This window comes from Streptomyces aurantiaciflavus, assembly GCF_049808595.1.
GTDB lineage: Bacteria > Actinomycetota > Actinomycetes > Streptomycetales > Streptomycetaceae > Streptomyces.
This window is the reverse complement of record NZ_JBNCAQ010000044.1, coordinates 32,649-53,504: the sequence shown is the minus strand read 5'-3', so window position 1 is coordinate 53,504 and position 20,856 is coordinate 32,649. Positions and strand designations below refer to the sequence as shown.

18 protein-coding genes and 2 pseudogenes are annotated in these 20,856 nt (G+C 68.7%); 7 read left to right on the top strand and 13 right to left on the bottom strand.

Going from position 1 to position 20,856, the window contains the following annotated elements; all coding sequences use genetic code 11:
- Positions 1-31 precede the first annotated feature (31 nt).
- Positions 32-1,087 carry a LacI family DNA-binding transcriptional regulator gene (locus ACPT94_RS36795; RefSeq protein ID WP_425247823.1) on the top strand — a complete coding sequence of 352 codons (1,056 nt, stop codon included), beginning with the start codon at positions 32-34 and terminating at the stop codon, positions 1,085-1,087.
- A gap of 160 nt (positions 1,088-1,247) precedes the next feature.
- On the opposite strand, the gene ACPT94_RS36790 is transcribed toward ACPT94_RS36795, so the two are convergent.
- The 3 genes from ACPT94_RS36790 to ACPT94_RS36780 all read right to left on the bottom strand — a co-directional run bounded on the left by ACPT94_RS36790 (position 1,248) and on the right by ACPT94_RS36780 (position 5,738).
- Complete coding sequence (locus ACPT94_RS36790) at positions 1,248-2,153, bottom strand: arginase family protein (RefSeq protein WP_360347189.1); 906 nt, start codon at positions 2,151-2,153, stop codon at positions 1,248-1,250.
- A 128-nt stretch (positions 2,154-2,281) separates the two neighbouring features.
- Positions 2,282-2,533 (bottom strand): ester cyclase, encoded by a 252-nt coding sequence (locus tag ACPT94_RS36785; protein WP_425247822.1) that lies wholly within the window; start codon positions 2,531-2,533, stop codon positions 2,282-2,284.
- A gap of 928 nt (positions 2,534-3,461) precedes the next feature.
- A complete protein-coding gene (locus ACPT94_RS36780; RefSeq protein WP_360347195.1) occupies positions 3,462-5,738 on the bottom strand; it encodes a GmrSD restriction endonuclease domain-containing protein in 2,277 nt (758 codons plus the stop codon).
- A 519-nt stretch (positions 5,739-6,257) separates the two neighbouring features.
- Between ACPT94_RS36780 and otnI the strand changes: the two are divergent.
- The 4 genes and pseudogenes from otnI to ACPT94_RS36760 all read left to right on the top strand — a co-directional run bounded on the left by otnI (position 6,258) and on the right by ACPT94_RS36760 (position 8,822).
- Positions 6,258-7,070: pseudogene (gene otnI / locus ACPT94_RS36775) on the top strand (2-oxo-tetronate isomerase).
- Between the two features lie 355 nt (positions 7,071-7,425).
- The gene (locus tag ACPT94_RS36770) at positions 7,426-7,833 is read left to right on the top strand and encodes a hypothetical protein (protein WP_360347197.1); all 408 of its coding nucleotides are present in this window, start codon (positions 7,426-7,428) and stop codon (positions 7,831-7,833) included.
- Between the two features lie 9 nt (positions 7,834-7,842).
- Positions 7,843-8,196, top strand: coding sequence for a cupin domain-containing protein (locus ACPT94_RS36765; RefSeq protein ID WP_360347199.1), 354 nt, complete (start codon positions 7,843-7,845; stop codon positions 8,194-8,196).
- Positions 8,197-8,285: 89 nt separating this feature from the next.
- The gene (locus ACPT94_RS36760) at positions 8,286-8,822 is read left to right on the top strand and encodes a transposase (protein WP_360347201.1); all 537 of its coding nucleotides are present in this window, start codon (positions 8,286-8,288) and stop codon (positions 8,820-8,822) included.
- Here ACPT94_RS36760 and ACPT94_RS36755 read toward each other — a convergent pair.
- Positions 8,768-9,088 (bottom strand): annotated as a pseudogene (locus tag ACPT94_RS36755) (tetrahydrofolate dehydrogenase/cyclohydrolase catalytic domain-containing protein); the annotation flags it as partial. The gene ACPT94_RS36760 and the pseudogene ACPT94_RS36755 sit on opposite strands and share 55 nt — an antisense overlap.
- A gap of 137 nt (positions 9,089-9,225) precedes the next feature.
- Between ACPT94_RS36755 and ACPT94_RS36750 the strand changes: the two are divergent.
- Positions 9,226-9,555, top strand: a complete 330-nt coding sequence (locus tag ACPT94_RS36750) for an NAD(P)H-binding protein (RefSeq protein ID WP_360347203.1) — start codon at positions 9,226-9,228, stop codon at positions 9,553-9,555.
- Positions 9,556-9,903: 348 nt separating this feature from the next.
- Here ACPT94_RS36750 and ACPT94_RS36745 read toward each other — a convergent pair whose 3' ends face one another.
- From ACPT94_RS36745 to solA, 9 genes are all read right to left on the bottom strand, one after another.
- Entirely contained in the window at positions 9,904-10,887 is a 984-nt protein-coding gene (locus ACPT94_RS36745) for a D-2-hydroxyacid dehydrogenase (RefSeq protein WP_360347205.1), read from the bottom strand.
- Between the two features lies 1 nt (position 10,888).
- Positions 10,889-12,340 (bottom strand): NAD-dependent succinate-semialdehyde dehydrogenase, encoded by a 1,452-nt coding sequence (locus ACPT94_RS36740; RefSeq protein ID WP_360347207.1) that lies wholly within the window; start codon positions 12,338-12,340, stop codon positions 10,889-10,891.
- A gap of 41 nt (positions 12,341-12,381) precedes the next feature.
- Positions 12,382-13,662, bottom strand: coding sequence for an NAD(P)/FAD-dependent oxidoreductase (locus ACPT94_RS36735; RefSeq protein ID WP_360347208.1), 1,281 nt, complete (start codon positions 13,660-13,662; stop codon positions 12,382-12,384).
- A gap of 118 nt (positions 13,663-13,780) precedes the next feature.
- Positions 13,781-14,008, bottom strand: a complete 228-nt coding sequence (locus tag ACPT94_RS36730; RefSeq protein WP_360347210.1) for a hypothetical protein — start codon at positions 14,006-14,008, stop codon at positions 13,781-13,783.
- Between the two features lie 16 nt (positions 14,009-14,024).
- Positions 14,025-14,792, bottom strand: a complete 768-nt coding sequence (locus ACPT94_RS36725; protein ID WP_130438146.1) for an amino acid ABC transporter ATP-binding protein — start codon at positions 14,790-14,792, stop codon at positions 14,025-14,027.
- Positions 14,789-15,748 carry an amino acid ABC transporter permease gene (locus ACPT94_RS36720; protein WP_360347212.1) on the bottom strand — a complete coding sequence of 320 codons (960 nt, stop codon included), beginning with the start codon at positions 15,746-15,748 and terminating at the stop codon, positions 14,789-14,791. The genes ACPT94_RS36725 and ACPT94_RS36720 overlap by 4 nt, the downstream gene beginning before the upstream one ends.
- Position 15,749: 1 nt before the next feature.
- A complete protein-coding gene (locus ACPT94_RS36715; protein ID WP_360347214.1) occupies positions 15,750-16,769 on the bottom strand; it encodes an ABC transporter substrate-binding protein in 1,020 nt (339 codons plus the stop codon).
- A 185-nt stretch (positions 16,770-16,954) separates the two neighbouring features.
- Positions 16,955-17,635 carry a haloacid dehalogenase type II gene (locus ACPT94_RS36710; RefSeq protein WP_360347216.1) on the bottom strand — a complete coding sequence of 227 codons (681 nt, stop codon included), beginning with the start codon at positions 17,633-17,635 and terminating at the stop codon, positions 16,955-16,957.
- A 126-nt stretch (positions 17,636-17,761) separates the two neighbouring features.
- Positions 17,762-18,898, bottom strand: coding sequence for an N-methyl-L-tryptophan oxidase (gene solA / locus ACPT94_RS36705; protein ID WP_360347218.1), 1,137 nt, complete (start codon positions 18,896-18,898; stop codon positions 17,762-17,764).
- A gap of 278 nt (positions 18,899-19,176) precedes the next feature.
- Between solA and ACPT94_RS36700 the strand changes: the two genes are divergently transcribed.
- Positions 19,177-20,799 (top strand): PucR family transcriptional regulator, encoded by a 1,623-nt coding sequence (locus ACPT94_RS36700; RefSeq protein WP_360347220.1) that lies wholly within the window; start codon positions 19,177-19,179, stop codon positions 20,797-20,799.
- Positions 20,800-20,856 lie beyond the last annotated feature (57 nt).

The window sequence follows — 20,856 nt, the reverse complement described above, 5'->3', positions numbered from 1 at the left end:
CCAACGTTGCCCACGCGTCGGAGGAAGCCCGATGGAGTCACCCGCATCGCCCCGTCGCATCACCATCGTCGACGTCGCCCGCCATGCCCAGGTGTCCACCACCGCCGTGTCCAAGGTGCTGCGCAACGCCTACGGGGCGAGCCCGGAGATGCGGGCCAAGGTGCGCCGCGCCATCGACGAACTGGGCTACCGGCCCCTGGCGGCCGCGCGGGGGCTGCGCGGTCGGACGTACACCGTCGGCGTGATGCTGCCCGACATCCGCAACCCCTTCTTCCCGGAGATCCTCGACGGCGTCACCGGCTGCCTGGAGGACACCGACTACCAGGTCCTCCTGGGCCCGGGCGGCAACGGGGAGAAGGAGGAGGCCCGCGTCACCGAGGCCATGATCGACCGCGGTATGGACGGCCTCGTCCTGGTCGCCCCCGTGTCGCCCCGTGCCCATCTCGAGCACGTCGCCTCCCTCGTACCGACCGTCGTGGTCGGCCGCCACGGGCACTCCCCGGTGTACGACACCGTCACGGACGACGACGTGGCGGGCGCGGCTCTGGTCGTCGGCCACCTCGCCGCACTCGGGCACCGCCGGATCGCCCACATCGAACATCACGAGACCGACCCCACGCGCATCGCCGAGATGCCGAACGCCCGGCGCGCCGACGGCTACCGGCAGGCCATGCGAAACCTCGGCCTGGACGAGGAGATCGACGTCGTCTCCACCAGCTACACCCAACAAGGCGGTTACGAGGGCGCGAAGGAGCTGCTCGCACGTCCCCGCCGGCCCACGGCTGTCTTCGCGGGTGCGGACATCGTCGCCATGGGCGTCCTGGAGGCGGTCGCCGAAGCCGGGCTGTCGGTGCCCGGTGACCTCTCGGTGGCGGGATACGACAACACGACCTTCGCCGCGTTCGGGCCGATCTCCCTGACCAGCGTCGACCAGGCGGGCCGTGAGATCGGCAGGAACGCCGTCCGTCTCCTCCTGGAGCGCATCGCGGACCGCGGCAAGCCGTCGGTCCGGATCAGGCTCTCCCCCACGCTGGTGGCACGCCGCACCACGGCTGCACCCCCGGCGGATGCGTCAGGTGGTTCATAAAGCCTCGTTCAGGACGTCGTGCGGTCGTGGAACGCGGCGATCCGTGCCCACGTCGCGACGGGGTCGGCGTACATCGGCCGGTGCCCGCTGTGCGGGGTCCCGGCACGGACGGCCGCTGTGCGGGGTCCCGGCACGGAAGGTCCGGCCCGGACCTGACCGGTCAGCCTCCGATGAGGGGGAAGCCGTGCAGGACCTGCTGGACGTGAACGACGTCGCGGGGGAAGAACTCCGCGACCGTGGTGGCCACGACATCGGCCGCGCCCGTCAGGTCGCGGGCGATCCGGTTGACCTCGGCGCCGGTGAGGCCGTCGGGGACCTTGCCGAGGCCGAGGGAGCCCTCCTTGGCGTCGACGGTGTCGACGTCGAGATGGATCGCGAGGCGGGAGCAGCCGGTGGAGGCGAGCCAGTCGAGCAGCGGCTGGGTGGAGGTGCGCAGGTCGTCGGGGCTGAAGGAGGTCAGGCCCCATTCCCCGACGTGCCGGTGGGCGTCCTCGGTCCACTCGTGCAGGCCGACGAGCGCGACCCGGTCGGCGGGAACGGTGGCCGGGAGCAGCCTGGACATCTCGGGGTCGCCGTGGCCGGTGATCATGGAGACGGCCATGGCGTGGTAGCCGTTGTAGTCGGTGGCGCCGGTGTCGACGTCGGGGTGCGAGTCGATCCAGACGACGGCGAGGTCGCCTTCGTAGCGGGCGGCGAGCGAGGTGAACGGGGCGACGCTGACGGTGCAGGTGCCGCCGAACGTGGTGACGCGGGCGGGGTCCCGCTCCTCGATGATCTTCAGGGCGTCGCCGAGCTGCTGGGTGAGCACGGTCTTGGACTCGATGCCGTCGCGCGGTTCGCCATCGGGGTCGTCCAGGGGGACGGGGACGGTGGCGACCGGCCCGTCGTGCTGCGGCAGCACGGCCTGCAGGACGGTGGTGCCGACGGTGTAGGCCCGGCGGGCCGCATCGAGCGGGAACTCGGGGGCGAGGTGGCCGACCATGTCGGCACCGGCCCCCTGCCACTCGGGCCAGAGCAGCCGGAGGTGGGCTCCGTGCGCGGTGGTGTCAGTGGTGCTGCCGGTCATCAGCGGGAGATTCCTTTCCGGGTTCGCGGGGCAGTCAGCCGGCGAGCAGACGCGGGGCCTCGACGGAGGCGGTGCGGGGCTCGACGGTGGAGAGGCGGACCTCCTGGCTCAGCTCAGCTCAGCTCAGCTCAGCTCAGCTGCATCGTGTAGCCGATCTGCTCGGCGAGGCTCAGCTCCTGGCACATGAACCACAGGTCGGTGATCCTGCCCTCGTCGTCGAAGTGCAGCACACCGATCTCGTCCCACTCCACGCGCTTGCCGGAGGCCGGGGCGCCGGCGAACGTGCCGGAGTGCAGCGCAGCTCGGCCGGGCCACGTCCCCAGGTCGACCCGCCCCGCCCGGAAGCCGAGAGGGCAGAAGAACCACACGGCCTCAGCCACCTCTGAGCCACCCCGCCCACCGTTCGGGCACCGCCGGCACGGTGGGCGGCCCGTCCGGCAGGCCGACACCGCGCACCGCCGACACGATGGCGACGCGCCATGGAACCGACTCCGTACAGGGCCGCGACCGCGCCGGCGTGGGTGGTGGAAACTCCACGCGTCTCCAGGGTCGGGGGCCAGGTAGGTCAGGTAGCCGAGGAGCACCGTTCCCTCCGGCATCGCCACTGCCATCACGTACCACTGCCACGGCGAGGACAGGACCACGCGGAAGGGCGCCGGCAGTGATCCGGAGGGGCCGCTCGAGCGCAGTCGCCGACGATCTCAACGAGCGCTGAGGACCCGGCTGACCGTTCATCCCCATCGGCGTCGCCGCGGCCTTCGTGAGCCGGCCGCGACTGACAACCAGCGGCGCACCACTGCTGTGCGCGGGCACGCCCCCCACTCGAGGTCCCAGGGCGCTTCGGTGATGCGCCCCGGCTGAGGACCGCGTGGGTTTCGGGCGACCGCGGCACGATAGTCCGCTGCCGTCATGCGCCCTGCGCACGCCTGTCGTCCCTCCCCACCGCCCCGGCGGCATCGGCGATCTCCACCGTAGAGGGCGGCACCGACATCACGGGCCGTGTCCCGGAAGAGGGGTGTGCGCCCTGGTCTGCCGGGGAATGGGCGGTGACCGGCCTCCCGTCGGCGCGGGCGGTGGTCTAGCGTGACCGCGGACACCGGTTCCGCCCGATTGTGAGGCCCTTCGTGCACATCGCGCCCCTCAGCCCCGACGACCCTTCCGAGCTGGGCGGATACGAACTGCTGGGCCGGATCGGGCAGGGCGGGATGCGGCGACTCCCAAGGCTCTCGGCAGCGACCGGACCTGGTCTAAACCAGGGATAGGCCCGAGGTTGTTCCCCTATGGTCGCAGGGTCGGCCATAGGGGCGCTCATCCCCAGTGCTCCTCCTGGTAACGCAGGAGGTCATCGCCGTGGAGTTGCTTGGTGGCGTTGCCGACCCGGACCCAGAAGTCGGTGGCGCCGTTGCCGCCCTTGGCGGGCTTGGCGAACACAGGCTTACCTGCCGCAGCAACGCTGATCTGGCAGACGACATTGCCGGAAATCTCGGGGAAGCGTACGCGGACGGTGGTCGCTGTCGGGGTCGACAGGCTGCTGTCGAGGAGTTGGCGTACGAAGAGCTCATACCCGTCGACGCTGGCCTGGGACTCCAGAGTGGTGAGGTCGTTCTCGATGCCGAGGACGGTTCCGTCGTCGGCGACACCGATGAACAGGTTTCCGCCCTCGCCGTTGAGGAAGCCGCAGACGGCCTTGACGATGTTGTGCCGTAGGGACTTGTCGGCCTGCTGGGTGTGCACGTTCCAGCGAGCGCTGGCCTTGAACTCGGTGCCCTGGGACTCGCCGGCGGCGATCATGTCGGCCGGGGTGGTTGGGACGTACGCGGGGCGTTCTCCTGTGAGTGTTTCGAACGCTTCCCGCACGACCTTGGCGATTAGCTGGCGTCGCCGTTCCAAGAAGGTGAAATAGTCGAGCTGCTGCCAGCCGACCGGGAGTGCGTGCCACCGCACCTGCCGCTCGAGCACCACCGGGTCCATCGCGTCCGTGATTCTCGGCCAGTAATCATGTGGTGCGTCGGTGTTGGACAGCTCGTCTGCCGGCCACGTCACATAGGCCATGTTGGCGATGGCATTGACTTGGCGTCGGTCGGTGATACCCAGTCCGGCGAGCGCCTTGCGGTGGAACAGGTTGTCTCGGTCGACAGCCTTGGCGGGTTGGACTGAAGGGTCCAGCAGATCACGGATTCGCTGGTTGCCAAAGAGCATTTCGGCGTCAAGGATGTTGAGCGCCGCCTGGTAGGCGAACAGCACCGGTGAACGCGACGAGGATGTGTCCAGCCGGTTCGGCAGGGAGATGTCCCAGTAGTCGCCGGTGAAGTTCGCTGCGATGATCCGGTCGAGTTCCGCGGTGAAGGCTCGGCCGTCACCTGGCGGCAGATTACCGATCCGTCCCAGGTCGAACTCCATCTGTGACTCTGGTGAGTTGGAGTACCGACCGGTGGTGTGCGCCATGAAGAACCACCGTCCGATCACGGGACGGAGTTCATCGACCGTCAGTCCGAAGTCGTGGCGCCCGATCAGCCAGATCGCGTAGCTGTACAGCAGGGCGTTGTCGGAGGTGATCATCTTGCGACTGCGGAAGCCGGCCGCCGTGACGCACTGGAAGAACTCATGCCAGCTGGCCAGGTCCAGGACCTTTGTGTGTGCTTGGGCGAGCCGGTCGAACTGCTCCTGCCGTCGAGCGGCGGTGACCTTGCCGGTTTCGAGGTCCTTTCCTCGCAGGACGCTATAGACGTGCTGCAGCCGGGCGCGCCGGAAGGCAACAGCGACGGCTACGCGCAGCAGTTGGTCCGGGCTGGGGTCCAGGAAGGCGTTTCGAGGGCTTGGACCGGGGGGTCCTGCGACCACCGCACCACGACTGAAGTCTTCGAGCTGGCGGCGGCCCTTCTCCCAATGCACTGACATCAGGGTGAGGATGAAGTCGGACTGGTTGAGCTTCACGCCTTCGGAGTTGATGCGCACAAAGATGTCGGCGACCTGCTCCTCGCTGGCCGAGGCACCCAGCTCCACAACCTGGAAGCGGAACTCGTGCAGGTCCCGGACCCTGTCTACGCGTTCTTCGAGCTCATCTTTGGCAGCGTCCGACAGGGGTTGGCCGCTGGCCTGTTCGAGCCGTTGGAAGAACTGCCGGACGGTGGGCTTGTAACCACCTTGGGCCCAGAGCGCGGTGATGTCCGGAATGAAGTGGGCGTCACGCTCGATCGCCGCGTCCGTGACCTCGAACGTCTGGTCCTCCGGGTGGAACGCGATACGAACGTTGATCTCGTCGAAAGACTTAGTGACGATCTTGTGTCCGGTGAGGACAGCGAACAGGGCTGTGAGCCGCTGCTGCCCGTCAACGACCAACAACTGCGGTGCCCGATCACCGACTTCCGTCCCGATCTGCCGCGTTCCCACCTCAGCGCCGGTCTCCCAGAACATCAGGGTGCCGATCGGGTAGCCCCGATACATCGAGTCGAAAAGATCGCGGGTCTTCGCCGCAGACCAGACGAAGGGGCGTTGAATGTCTGGTAATCCGATACGACCGCCTTCGATGTTCTCAATCAGGTGCCGGAGCGTGTAGCCAGTGTCGCGATACAGAGTGGGTGGCACAGCCGAGGGTTCCTAACGTCTGAGGGCAACTGGTAGGCGGAAGCGGTCATGGCGTGGGAACAGCATCAGGTTAGCCTGCGTCACCCTGACCGAGCAGCGCCGCTTCTGTCCGGGGATGCGGCTGGCCGACTCGCTCGCCTCCGGAGGAATACCGCAGGGCGGTAAACAGACCGCGGCACCGGGACCCCTTGACGCCCCCGAGATCGTCATCGTCGACACAGACGGGCCGCCCAAGCTGGTCAGCCCGCACCTGACGGGTCGTCGCAGCGGCTGGTGGCCGGCGAGGACGCTGGTCGCCAACGGCCACTCGTGTCCAGACCGGCTCTACCTCATCGACAGCTGGGAGCGCATCCGGGCCCCAAAGGACGCCAGGTCGCTCGGCGTGTCCGGCAAGCGCTCGCCGACGTCCGGACAGGGAGGCTCCGCCGGGTCAGTGGCTCAGGCAGTAGTTCCGTGGATGTTCAGGTGGGCCGTCAACCACTGCCCTTGGCCGTCCCCAGCCGGAACACAGGAGCCAGCATGCCGAGGTTCGCAGCGAACCTGTCCATGATGTACACCGAGCACGATTTCCTCGACCGCTTCGCCGCGGCCTCGGCTGACGGCTTCGAGGCCGTGGAGTACCTCTTCCCTTATGCGTACGACGCCGCCGAGCTGCGCCGCCGGCTCGACGACCACGGCCTGGAGCAGGTGCTCTTCAACGCCCCTCCCGGAGCGTGGGAGTCCGGAGAGCGCGGAATGGCGGCACTGCCCGGACGCGAGGCGGAGGTGCGTTCCGGGGTCGACCGGGCGCTGGAGTACGCGGCGGCGCTGGGCTGGCCGCGGGTGCACCTGATGGCCGGGCTGGTCCGGCCGGACGCGCCACCGGTCGAGCGGGCCAAGCACCGTGACACCTACCTGACCAACCTGGCCTGGGCCGCGGAGCGGGCCGCCGCGGCCGGCGTCGACATCCTGATCGAGCCGATCAACGGCCGCGACATGCCCGGGTACTTCCTGAGCACCCAGGCCGAGGCACACGCCGTGGTGCAGGAGGTGGGAGCCCCGCATCTCTAAAGTGCAGTTCGACCTCTACCACTGCCAGATCGTCGAGGGTGACCTCACCGCGACCCCTCACGCGACCTGCCGACCGGCCGGGTCGGTCATCTGCAGATCGCGGGCGTGCCCGACCGGGGTGAGCCCGACCAGGGTGAGCTCAACGTCCACCACCTGCTCGACGTGGTCGACGAGCTGGGCTTCGACGGGTGGATCGGCTGCGAGTACCGCCCCTGCGCCGGCACGAGCGAAGGTCTCCGCTGGCTCTACGACTACCGGAGCCGGCGAGGGGAAAACGCATGAGCACCTCATCACAGGTGGCTTGGGCTTCCTGGGCGGACAGGTCGCCGCTGCACTGCTGAAGACGCGGTTCGTTTGCGTGGTGCACCGAGCGACGGGCTGATGCTCGCAGACCCGTCCGTGCCGCTGGATGCGCCCGTGGCGACCGATCCGCTCGTGGATGTCGGACGTCCGAGCCTTGGCAGCCGAACGGGTCGCAAGGGCAGGCTGCGGGAGCAACAGCTGAGCTTTCAGCTCCCCTTGGACCGATCGGGGCCATGAATGCTCCTCTGGCCTCCCGCCTGACACAACGTCCGAACATCGTGCCCGCAACGGACAGATCACGCGTGGGCTCCGTGCGGGGCGTCAGAAATACTCGATGGGCCGGGGCAGTCGCACGCTCCACACGCCGGTGCAGGCCGGTTCCAGCATCATGCCCGGCACGGTCGATCCGGTGCTTGCCGAGGCCGCCCATCAGGTCGCCTTCGGTGATCGGCACGCCGTCACCACCACCATGGCCGCGGAGGACGGACAGCACCACCTCAACGCCTTCGAGCCGATCGTCCGGCCCTTCGTGTCGGAGGTCACACCCCGCATGTGCGCCGGTTTCGAGAGCTGTACCGGCCGCGTGACCGCCCACCCCGGACACATCGGGTCCACCGCACGCCGAGACCGTGGCGGGCAGCCGTCAGGCCCTGCTCCGAGACGCGCGATGAGTCTGGTCGAACTCGGCCCGGTGACGCCTGGTATGTCCGCTCCCGATTTTCGTCGTCGTCACATCCAGTAGAGGAAAAGCATGTCGCTCCTGAAGACCATCGATCCCGACCCGTCCTTCGCACCCCAGGAGTCCGGCCCGCTGCCGGAACGCCTGATTTCCGGCAACCCGACTTACAAGACCTGGGCCCAGGACGCCGCCCGCGGGGAAACGATCAAAACGGGCGTCTGGGAAGCCACGCCCGGCGAGACACACTCGATCAAGGGCGAGCTCTTCGAGTTCTGCCACATCCTTTCCGGCGTCATCGAACTCACGCCGGAAGGCGGCCAGCCGGTGATCTACAAGGCAGGCGACAGCTTTGTCATGAAGCCGGGCTACGTCGGTGTCTGGAAGACCATCGAAACCGTGCGCAAGATCTACCTGACCGTTTCATAAACCCGGCTCAGCGGAGCGGTGCGGGGCGATGGGACCGGGCGGCTACCGCCCGGTCCCATCCATACTGCTCGGCGTCCGGGTCCAGCCAGGTGCCGCAGGTCGGAGAGAGAAAAGCGAGTAGCACGGCGCCCCGGCCGGTAGGAGTCACCGGCCGGGGCGCGTGCTACTCGCCTTCAGTAGTCGACAACGGCGCGAAGTGGCGGGCCCTGCCTGCGGATTTCCCACCCTGGGAGACGGTTTACGGGTTTTTCTGGAGGTGTAACCGCGCCGGGGTCGTCACCTACATCCGCGACCAGTTCCGCCGCAGGATCCGTACCGGCAAGGGCCGCTGCCCGCACCCGGTGACCCTGATCGTCGACTCCCAGTCGGTCAAGGGCGCCTCCACCGTCGGCCGCAACAGCCGGGGCTACGACGCCGCGAAGAAAATCAACGGGCGCAAGCGACATATCACCGTGGACACGCTCGGCCTGCCCGTGATGATCACGGTGACGCCCGCCGACATCCAGGACCGCGACGCCGCACGCGACATATTCTGGCGGCTGCGTCTCACCCAGCCGCAGATCACCCAGTCGTCGACGTCCTTTTCCGGCGCGATGGCCTCGAACGCTGCCCGCTCATCGATGTGAGGGCCCACGGGGTGCTGAAGCAAGATGCCGTGCACTTCGGCGTTCCGTGAGAGGGACTGGAGGGTCTCCACCAGCTCAGCCGTTGTAGTGGTGGCCGGCAGGCTGACAAGCCGAGACTCGATGCCCGCCTTAGCGCAACGCGCCCGCTTCATCCGTACGTACGTCACCGAAGCCGGATCTTCACCCACCAGCACCGTTGCCAGGCAAGGCGTCACACCGACACGCCGCGCAAGCTCTGCCGCCTTGCCTGATGTCTCCTCGACGATGCGTCGGGCATCCGCGCTGCACCCGGCGCCGACAGCCGATCGCTGATCCTGCGGTCAGGACCGGGCTGCTGGTGCAGCAGCGCGGGCCCGGTGCGCGCGGATCTCGTCGTGGTGGTCGGTGGCCCAGCCGATCAGAGATGTCACGATCTCGTGGAGGCCGCGCAAGCGCCCGGCTCAACCCGCTGGTCAAGGCGTTCATCAAGCTGTCGAACATCAAGGCGGGCTTCGAGGACCACACCGGCCTCGACCAGGTCGTCCGCGCCTCGTCCGGCATCGACTGGACCCTGGCCCGCGCCGTCGCCCTCACCGACAAGCCCCTGAGTGGTCCCGTACGGGCAGCCGAGGCCGGCACCGAAAAGCCCGGCGCCCGGATCAACCGCGCCGACCTCGCCCAGTTCCTCGTCCAGACGATCGAGGACGACACCTGGATCCGCAAAGCCCCCCTCGTCTGGAACACACGAGGATGACGCCCCGTGATCCACACCCACCTCATGCGCAACAGCTTTTCGACCTTAGGCGCGCCGTCCTTCGACGGCGACGCCGGACTCGAGTGACGTGACAACAACTGACACCCCCCGCACCGACATCGCGTTCAACCAGCGCCTGCGCGTCGTGTTCGACGATCTTCAGAAGGCGTTCGGGGACGTGGCGCTCAGGCACGGCATCACGCACGAGGAGCTGGGCCAGGCCATCACCTACGTGCAGAAGCTGGTCGAGTCAGGCAACTTCCTGCTGGCGACGACCCTGCTCGTCGCCAATCGCCCGATCGAGGTCAGTTACGGCAGGGCCTACGCCCACCCGGAGAAAACACCTACTCAGGCTGAGCGCGTGTCGTCGACCACGTATCCGCGCCGCTTGTCCACCACGTTGCGCAGCGGTCGGCCCTCGAGGTGGCGGGCGAAGTTGTCGAGGAACACCTCGATGAGCGCCTCCCGCTCGCTGGTGGTCTCGCCCGCCGTGTGCGGGGAGATGATCACGCCGGGCATGTCCCACAGTGGTGATTCGGCAGGCAGCGGTTCCTGAGCGAACACGTCCAGGGCCGCGCCGGCGAGCCGTCCGGCGGCGAGGTGGTCGACCAGCGCCTCCTCGTCGACGAGTCCGCCCCGGCCTACGTTGATCAGCCGCGCCCCCGGCTTCATGGCGGCGAGCACGGGGGCGTCGACCATGCCCCGGGTGCCCTGGGTGAGGGGGGCGGCCAGGACGACGTAGTCCGCTTCTGTCAGGGCGGAGCGCAGGGTCGTCGCACCGTGAACAGTGCCGAAGTCGGGATCGTCCGTGCGGGACTTGCGGCCCGCACCGCTCACTCGCATCCCGACGGCGCGCAACAGCCGGGCGATGGCCCGGCCGATCGGCCCCGTCCCCCAGACCAGCACAGTGCGTCCGGTGATGCCGTCGCTGGGGCGCGGACGCCACTCGCGGCGCCGCTGGTGCTCCCACGTGCCGGGGAAGTCCTTGGCGAGGGCGAGGATCAGGCCCAGGACGTACTCGGCGGTCGGCTGCTCGTAGACCCCGCGGGCGTTGGTCAGGACAACGTGCGGATCGTCCACCAGGGCGGGGAACAGGAAGGAGTCCACGCCCGCGGAGGACGCGTGGACCCAGCGGGGCGCCTTCTGCGGATCGTCGGGCCACGCCTCCCGGATGGCCGGGGTGATGGTCACCCAGGCCAGGAGGACGTCGGTGCCGGGGAGGAGGTAGGGCAGTTCCTCCTCCGTGGCGTAGACGGTGTCCGCGAGGCGTTCGATGAGTGCGGTGGCGGGGGGCCGGTTGCCGCGGTAGAGGACGACGAGTCGGTCGCGCATGTCAGGCTCCGACGGGGACGGCCATGTACTTGTACTCCAGGAACTCGTCGATGCCGACGCGTCCGCCTTCGCGGCCCAGGCCGGACTGCTTGACGCCGCCGAAGGGCGCGGCGGGGTTGGAGACCAGTCCGGTGTTGATGCCGATCATGCCGCTTTCGAGACGTTCGGCGACACGCAGGGCACGGTCGAGGTTCTGGGTGAACAGGTAGGCGGCCAGGCCGAATTCGGTGTCGTTGGCGGCGGCGACGGCCTCGTCCTCGGTCTCGAAGGTGCGGATCGCGGCGACGGGGCCGAAGATCTCGCTGTCGATGATCGCGGCGTCGGGGGTGATGCCGGTGAGGACGGTGGGCGGGTAGAAGCAGCCCGGCCCTTCGGGGAGTTCACCGCCGGTCAGGACGGTGGCACCGCGCTTGACGGCGTCCTGCACCAGGTCGTGGGCCTTGCTGCGGCCGGCGGCGTCGATGAGGGGGCCGACGTCGGTGCCGGGTTCGGTGCCGGGCCCGACGGTGAGGGCGGCCATGCGTGCGGCGAGGCGGGAGGCGAACTCCTCGGCGACCGAGGTGTGGACGAAGATGCGGTTGGCCGCGCAGCAGGACTCGCCCATGTTGCGCATCTTGGCGACCATGGTGCCCTCGACGGCGGTGTCGAGGTCGGCGTCGTCGAAGACGATGAGAGGAGCGTTGCCGCCCAGTTCCATGGAGGTGCGGATGACGGTGTCGGCGCACTGGGCCAGCAGGATCCGCCCGACCTGGGTGGAGCCGGTGAAGGAGAGCTTGCGGATCTTCCCGCCGCGAAGGAGGGGTTCGACCACGCCGGCGGCGTCGGAGGTGGTGACGACGTTCAGCACACCGGCCGGCAGGCCCGCTTCGGTGAGGATCTCCGCCAGTGCGAGGCTGGTCAGGGGGGTCTGGGGGGCGGGTTTGAGGACGATGGTGCAGCCGGCGGCGATGGCGGGTCCGATCTTGCGGGTGCCCATCGCCAGGGGGAAGTTCCAGGGGGTGATGAGCAGGCAGGGGCCGACGGGCTGACGGGTGACCAGCAGACGGTTCCTGCCGTCGGGGGCGGTCATCATGCCGCCGTCGATACGCACGGCTTCCTCGGAGAACCAGCGGAAGAACTCCGCGCCGTAGGCGACCTCGGCACGCGCCTCGGCCAGGGACTTGCCCATCTCCAGGGTCATCAGCAACGCGAGGTCCTCGGTGCGCGCGATGATGATGTCGTAGGCGCGGCGCAGGATCTCACTGCGCACGCGCGGCGGGGTGGCGGCCCAGGCGGCCTGCGCGGCGACCGCCGCCTCGACCGCACGCCGACCGTCGGCGGGTGAGGCGTCGGCGACCTGGCACAGTTCCTCGCCGGTGGCCGGGTTGTCGACGGACAGGGTCCGGCCGGACTCCGCGTCCTGCCAATCGCCGCCGATGAACAGCTGCTTGGGAACATTACGGACGACAGTCATCGTGGGTATCTCCTTGTAGGTGTAGAGGGGCTGCCGACCGGTCAGCGGATGCGGTCCAGCGTCTTGTAGTAGGCGCCCGCGAAGGGCAGGAACCAGGCAGTGCCGTTGTAGAGGGGGATGCGGGGCGGGGCGATGTCGCGGACGGGGCTGACCTCGGGGTGGCCGTCCATCACCTCGGCCATGACCTGCCCCATGTGCGTGGCCATCTGCACGCCGTGGCCCGCGTAGCCCATGGAGTAGTGGACGCCGTCCTCGGTCTGCCCGGCGTGCACGATGCGGTCCATGGCGAAACCGACGGATCCGCCCCACACGTACTCGATCTTGGTCCGGGAGAGCTGGGGGAAGATCTCGCACATCTCACGGAACAGGACGGCTCCGCTCTTCTTGTCCGACGTGGGGTCGGACGGCGCGAAGCGGGCGCGGCCGCCGAACAGCAGCCGGTTGTCCGGGGTGAGCCGGAAGTAGTGGCAGACCTTGTTGGAATCGACGAGGAGGCGGCCCTTGGGGATGATGTCCCGGGCGAGCTCCTCGCCGAGCGGCTCGGTGACGATGATGAAGCTGCCCACGCAGACCTGCTGGCGGCGCAGCCACGGGAAGTTCTTGTCGGTGTAGGCGTCGGTGGCCATCATGACCTGCCCGGCACGGATGACACCGCGCTCGGTACTGACCTCGAACCGGCCGGCGGCGGTACGCCGCACGCCGATGGCCGCGTTGCGCTCGTGGATCTCGACACCGGTGCGCTCGCACGCCTCGGCCATACCGCGCACGAAGCGGCCGACGTGCAGGGCCGCGCTGAACGGGTCGAGCAGGCCGCCGTGGTAGGCGTCGGAGCCAATCTCGGAACGCAGCTCGGCCTTGCCGATCAGAGTGGTCTCGTGTCCGAAGTACTTGGCCAGGTCGCGTTGTTGGGCCTTCTTGCTCTCGAAGTGGGCGGGGCGGGACGCGACACCCAGGCGTCCGACGCGGCGGAACTGGCAGTCGAGGGATTCCTCGTTCACGAGCCGCTCGACGGTGTCCACGGCCTCGCCGTAGGAGTTGTAGATCTCGCGGGCCCGTTCGAGTCCGTAGCGGCGGATGGCCTGGCCCACGCCGATGGTGAAGCCCAGGTTGGCCATGCCGCCGTTGCGGGCGGAGGCACCGGAGCCGATCTGGCCCTTTTCGACGAGGGTGACGCGGGCGCCCTTGCGGGCGGAGTGGAGGGCGGTGGACAGCCCCGTCAGGCCGGCGCCGACGACCACCAGATCGGTGTCCTCGGTCAGCGGCTTACCGGATCGGTCGGGAAACGCCCCGGCGGTTTCTATCCAGTAGGGAATCGTCTTCATGTCGGGTCCTTGGCGGGGGGTTTCGAAGGGGGCGCGGCCGGGCAGCACCAGGGGCCCGGCCGACGGCGATGTCAGCGGTGGCGCGGCCCGTGTCGGCGCGAGGCTCAGGTGACGGGTTCTACGAGGAGGACGTTCTGGCCGTCCCGGTGGCCGCCGAGTTTGCGAACGAGAGCGACCAATGCGAGGGCGAGGACGCCAGGGCGATGAGGACCGTGCTGACGGCTGTGACGGTCGGGGCGACGTCGAAACGGCGGGCGTTGGAGACCAGGACCTGCAGGGAGCGGGTGTCACGTTCACCGCGGTCGGTCAGCGTCTCCTCCAGCCTCGCTGCCGGAGCCGCTGCCACCCGTCGGTGCCACTGCCTACAGCACCCTTTCGAGGAAGGCCTGGGTTCGTTTCTCACGGGGGTTGGCCAGCACTTCGCGGGCGTCGCCGCGTTCGACTGCGATGCCTTCGTCCATGAACAGCACTTCGTCGGCGACCTCGCGGGCGAAGCCCATCTCGTGGGTGACGAGCAGCATGGTCATTCCGTTGCCGGCGAGGTCGCGCATGACGGCGAGTACTTCACCCACGCGCTCGGGGTCCAGCGCGCTGGTGGGTTCGTCGAACAGCATGATGGTGGGTTCCATCGCCAGCGCGCGGGCGATGGCCACGCGCTGCTGCTGGCCGCCGGAGAGTTGAGCGGGGTACTTGTGGCCACAGCCCTTGAGGCCGACCTTGGCCAGCAGCTCTTGTGCCTGCTCCCGGCAGGTGGCGCGGTCCTTCTTCTGCACCAGCACCGGTCCGGACATGACATTGCTTTCGGCGGTCATGTTCGGGAACAGGTTGAACTGCTGGAACACCATGCCGATGCGGGCACGCTGCTCGGCCAGCCGCTGCGGGCGGACGGCGTGGTAGGCGTCGTCCTTCTCGACGTAGCCGAAGTCCTCTCCATTGACTCGCAGGACTCCGCGGTCGACGGTCTCCAGACCGTTGACGCACCGCAGCAGTGTCGATTTGCCCGATCCGCTGGGCCCAATGATGCAGGAGATCTCCCCGGCCGCGACGGTCAGGTCGATGTCACGCAGGACCTGGTGACGTCCGAAGCTCTTGCACAGCTTGCGTGCGACGATCGTTCCGTCGGCGTTCACAGCAGGGACTCCCTCGTGGTGGGAACTGGCCGGCCCGCCCCCGGCTCGGCCGAGGTGGTGGCCGGGGTCAGCCGCGTCCTGGTCGAGCGGGAGAAACGGCGCTCGATCATGGACTGCGGCACGCTCAGCACCAGCGTCATGATCAGATACCAGAGGCTGGCCACGATCAGCAGCGGAATCGTCTGGTAGTTGCGGGCGTAGATCGACTGTGCGCTGTTCAGCAGGTCGGCGACGCCGAGCACGCTCACCAGCGAGGTCTCCTTGAGCATGCCGATCACCTGGTTGCCGGTGGCCGGGATGACCGCCGGCATGGTCTGCGGGATGATCACGTGTCGAAGCTTGGTGAACCCCGACATGCCCAGGGACTCCGCGGCCTCGTGCTGTCCGCGGCTGACCGATGCGAACCCGCCCCGGATGATCTCGGACATGTAGGCGGCCTGGTTGAGCGTCAGCCCCACGATGGCCGCGGTCATCGGGGTCATGATCGCGTTCACGTTGACCGGCGTGGAGATGTCGGTGAACGGGACGCCGATGGAGAGGTGCGGGTACAGCGCCGCGATGTTGAACCAGAAGACCAGCTGCACGAGCACCGGGGTGCCACGGAAGAAGGTGATGTAGAGCTGGGCCAGCCCGGAAATGGGCCGCTGGTGCGACATCCGCATCACCGCCAGCACCAGCCCCAGCAGCGTGCCCAGAGCCATGCTCGCCACGGTCAGAAGCAGCGTGATCAGCAGGCCGTTGAGGATGGTTTCAGTGGTGAAGTAGCTGAACACCACCGGCCAGCGATAGTTCTCGTTCGTCACCGCGGTCCACACCAGACCGGCGACGATCGCGATCGCGACGGCCCAGGCGACATAGTCGCGCGGACGTTTCGGCGTGATCCGCTTCTTCTCTTCGGCCAGCAGTTGTGACACCGGTCGGCTCCTGGTCTTCGTACCGATCAGATCCGTGGACATGTCAGTCCTGCGGGACGGCCATGGCCGCGGTCTTGATCCCGAGGTCCTTGAGGCCCCAACGGCCCAGCGCCTGGATGTACTTGGGGTCGTCGATGATCGACTGGATGGCAGCCTTCACGGCGGGGGTCAGCGGCGAGTCCTTCTTCAGCGCGACGGTCGCGGGCTTGGTGGCCACCAGGGGCTTGAGGACCTCGAACGTCTTGGGCTGCTGCGCGGCCGCCCACTCGAGCGAGGTGAAGTCGTACATCACCGCGTCGATCCGCTTGGAGACCAGCTGGGTCAGAGCGTCGTTCACGCTGGGCAGGGTCACCGACTTGATGGCCGGCTCGCCCTTGCCCGTACAGTCCTGCTTGGACAGCTGGGGCAGCCACTGGAGCTCCGCGGTGCTGCCGGAGGGGACGGCGACGCGGTGCCCGCACAGCGTGTGGGTGCTCAGCTTCTGCGGGTTGCCGTAAGGGACGGACACTCCGGTCCCGGAGTTGATGTAGTCGACCATGTCGAGCACCTTCAGCCGGTCGCTGGTGGCACCCATGGTGGAGGCGGTGAAGTCGTACCGGTTGGCTTGCAGTCCGGTGATGATGGTGTCGAACTTGACGTTGTTGATCTGGAGTTTCAGGCCGAGCTTGGCAGCGATCAGCCGGGACATGTCCGGGTTGAACCCGATCGGGGTCTTGTTGTCCGACGCCATGAACGTGGTGGGCGGATAGGCCAGGTCCATGGCCACCGAGAGCGTGCCCTTGGCCTTCACCGCCGCGGGCAGCAGCTTCACCGCCTTCGGGTCCGGCTTCACGCCCACCGAGATGTCGTCGGTGTGCTCGGCGGACGCGCCGGCTCCCCCGCCCTGCGTCGTGCCCTTCGCCCCCACGTTCTGCGGGGTGCCGCTCGCCCCGCACGCGGCGAGCGCGAGGGCCAGGGCGGTGGTGACGATCGGGACGCCCAAGTGCCTGTTGACCTGCATGGCGGCGGCCACAGCGCCTGCGGTGCGGAGTACGGTTCTGCGGCCTGTCCGGTTGGTTTCCATGGCGGTGCCTCCTGGAGAATGCTGGGGATACGGGGAATCCGTGATGCGGGGGACGACGTGCGGATCGGACGGGGGGCGGGACGTCGTCAGTCGGCGGCCGGACACACGCAGGGCTCATGGGCGGCCACGCGAGACCGGGGGCGTGTCGGGAAGAAGGTGCTGGGTGAGCGGGTGCGCGTCGCGCGTCAGATGCCCAGCATCTGGTTGAGCTCGTCCAGGGACTTGACGGTCACGTAGTCGTAGCCGTGGGTGACCGGGTCACAGCCGCGGTCCAGGAGGACGAGGTTGCGGAAGCCCATGTCGTGCATCGGCATCAGGTCGTAGCGGGTGTGCGAGGAGACGTGCACGAAGTCCTCGGGGGACGCGTCGAGTTGGTCGAGCATGTACTCGAACGCGGCGTAGCGGGGCTTGTAGTAGCCGGCCTGCTCCGCGGTGAAGACCGCGTGGAAGTCCGCACCGAGCCGGGGCACGCTCTCGGCGAGGAAGGAGTCGTCGGCGTTGGAGAGGATCACCAGCTTGTAGTTCTCGCCCATCTTCTTCAGGGGTTCCGGCACGTCGGCGTGCGGGCCCCAGCTGCGCACGCCGTCGGCGAGCCGCTTGCCCGCGTCCGGGGCCGCCTTGATGCCCCACTTGCGGCAGACCCCCTCGAAGGCGGCCTGCAGCGTCTGCTCGTAGGGGTAGTACTTGTCGAGGACCGAGTCGTAGCGGTAGCCGCGGAACTCCTTGACGAACTGGTCCCAGTGCTCGGCCTGGATCTGGTCACCGACGAGCTCACGCGTGATGGGGGTCATCGGCCACTCGATCAACGTGCCGTAGCAGTCGAACGAGACGTACTTCGGGCGGAACTGGAACGAGGGAATGGGCATGGAGGTGCTCCACTTTCTTGCGTCGGGGGACCGGTCAGGGCCAGCGCGGACCCTCTTTAGACATGCTCATGACAGAGGTGTCGAGAGTGGGGAGTGGGTGGCGATGACGTCGACCATCGCCGGGGATCAGGCGGCGCCGACTCCTGCCGGAGCAAGGAAGTCGACAGGGTGCTGCGTGGTGCCGTCGAGCGCCAGGTCGGCGGCGATCTCTCCCATCGCGGGCGAGAACTTGAAACCGCTGCCGGAGAACCCGGCCATGACGATGATGTCGTCCTCGCCGGGGAGATGACCGACGAGCGGGTTTCCGGACTCCGTGTAGCCCTCCATGTAGGCCGACATCCTGATGGGGTCGGGGCTCAGGTCGGGCATGAGTTCACCAATGAGCTCGCGGAAGGTGCCGAGTTCCTCGGGGCGGACCGTACGGTCGAGCCGTTCGGGCTCGGGCACCGGCGCATGGTATTTGACGGAGAGACCGAGCTTGACGGAGATGCCGTCGGGCGACGGGATCCCGAAGCAGTCGTGGGGTGCGGCGCGCACGAAGGGAGGAGCACCGCCCGCGAACCAGTCGTGGCGGGTGGGCAGGTGCCAGGAGCAGACCACGCGGCGGACATCGATGGTCCGGGGAAGGTCGGGGAGCAGGGTGTTGATCCAGGGGCCCACGGTCACCACGGCGGTGTCCACGTGGTCCGTGCCCTGGTCGGTGACGACCCGAACCCCGCCGCCCGCTGCCGGGACGACCTCCCGCACCGTGGTGTAGCGGTGCAGCAGGGCGCCCAGGTGCTCGGCACGGGCGGCGGCGGCCTGGATGGACGCCTCCGGCCTGATGACGGCGCCCAACCGGTCGAGAACGGCGGTGTGTCCGTCCGGGAGCCGGTGCTGCGGGTAGCGGCGGCCGAGTTCCTCCCGGTCCAAGACCTCGTGATCCAGCCCATGCGCGGCGCTGGTGGACAGGAGGAGGCGCATGGACGGTGAGGCGGTCTCTCCCATCACGAGGCTGCCGCTGCGGCGTCGCAGCGACCGGCCCGTCTCTGCCTGGAGCTGCTCCCACATCCGGTCTGCGAGCCGCAGCAGAGGAATGTACGCAGGCTCGCCGAGGTGGGCGGCTCGGTAGATGCGGCTCTCGCCCCCGGCCGCGCCTCGGTCGTGACCTGGTGCGTACCGGTCGTAGCCGATGACCTCGGCTCCGCGGGCGGCCAGTCGCCACATGGCCTGGCTGCCCATGCTGCCGGCACCGATCACGGCGACGCGCTTCGGGATGCGCATGAGGTCGCTCCTCTCGATGGTGTGGTCCGGGTGGCAGTCGGGCCCCAGCAGGTGCGGAACACCGTGCGGACCTTTCCAGTCCGCATCCTGCTGGGGATGGCGTTCACTTTCCGCCCGGCAGAACCTGCAGGTCAACCCACACAGTGTTCCGACTCGAGGCCTTCTCGAGACGGTCTGTCACTGCGGACGGCCGCACTGCACAAATGAGGGCTCTCCTCTTGTCACGATGAGTGGCCGGTGCGAAGGTGAGCCCGATTCCCTCGGATGAAAGACCCCCTATGCCGCCCAGACACCATGCAACCGGGCACTTCCCTACCCTTAGGGAGGTACTGGGCCTGCCCGTGCTCGCCGAGGGGATGCCGCGCGTGCTGGCCGGCGAGTCGCAACTGGACAGCCCGGTGCGCTGGGTGCATGTCACCGAGCTGCTCAACCCCGCCGATTTCCTGGAGGGCGGCGAGCTGGTGCTGACGACCGGCATGCCGCATCCCGAGGACGCCTCCGAGCTGCGCGGCTACGTCGACCAGCTCGCGGACGTCGGCGCGGCCGGCCTGATCGTGGAGCTCGGTTACCGATACCAGAAGGTGCCCCACGAGCTGGTGGCGGCGTGCCGCGCCCGTGACGTGCCGCTGGTCGAGTTGGCCCGTGGCGTCCGGTTCATCGACGTCACGCAGACGGTGCACGCGCTCATCCTCGACGCCCAGGGGGCCCTGCTGCGCCGCGGGCGGGACATCCAGGACATTTTCACCGCCCTGACACTGCGGGGCGCGGACCCCGAGGAACTGGTGCACACCACCGCGGAGCTCACCGGAGCCCCCGTGGTGCTGGAGGATCTCACCCACCGGGTCCTGATGTGCGAGCTGCTCGGCCGGCCGTACGAGCCGGTGGTGTCGGCCTGGTCGCGGCGTTCGCGGGCCGCCGCGACGCCGGAGAGGATCACGCCGAGCGGCCCGGAGGGGTGGCTGATCGCGCCGGTGCAGGACCACCACGGCCCGTGGGGGCGGCTGGTCCTGCTGGAGGACCGGCTGAGCGCCGAGCCCGACCCGGAACACGTCCTGGTGCTGGAGCGTGCGGCGATCGCGCTGACCATGGCGCGTCTGGCGGGGCAGGCCTGGTGGGAGCGCCGGGCCCACCGCTCCGTACTGCGAGACCTGTACGAACGGCGTTTCCGCTCCCCTGCGGACGCCCGCGCCCGCGCCGAGGCACTAGGACTGCCCACCCTCGGACACCGCCTCTTCGCCGTGGTCATCCGCCACCCGTACACCGGCACCGATGGTGAGCACCTCGACGAACGGATCGGGAAGGCTCTGGCGCACACAGGCATCCGCGCCCTGGTCGGCGAGACCGCCCCTGGCCGCATCGGCGTACTCATGGCTCTGGCACAGGCGAGCGCCTGGCAGCCGGTCGCCGAGCAGATCGGCCGTCTGACCCGGGAGGAGCTCGGACCGCGGGCCGTCGTCGCCGTCGGCCCCGGGGTGACCGACCTCGGCGGGATCGCCCGGTCGTGGCAGGAGGCGGAGCAGACGGCGGAGGCCATCACACCGGCCTCCCCGGAGCGGTGGTTCTACGTCCCCGCCGACGTCCGGCTGCCGGAGTTGCTGGGCGTCCTGCGCGAGGACACCCGTCTTCAGCGGTACGCGGAACGGCAGCTGACCCGCCTCATCGAGCACGACGGCCGTAATGGCGGCGATCTGCTCCCGGCACTGCGCGTCTATCTGGCGGCGGCCGGGAACAAGTCGGTGGCGGCCAAACGTGCCGGCATGTCCCGGCAGGCGTACTACCAGCGCCTCCACACCATCGAACGGCTCCTCGGCTGCGACCTGGAATCAGGTCTGCAGCGCACGTCCCTGCACGTCGCGGTGCTGGTTCTGGACGCGGGAGAAGCAGCTGTTCCCGGCGTGTGACGAGAACGTCGGCCGTAACCCCGCGTCGCCTCGCGGCGACCGGTGCCCCAGGAGACG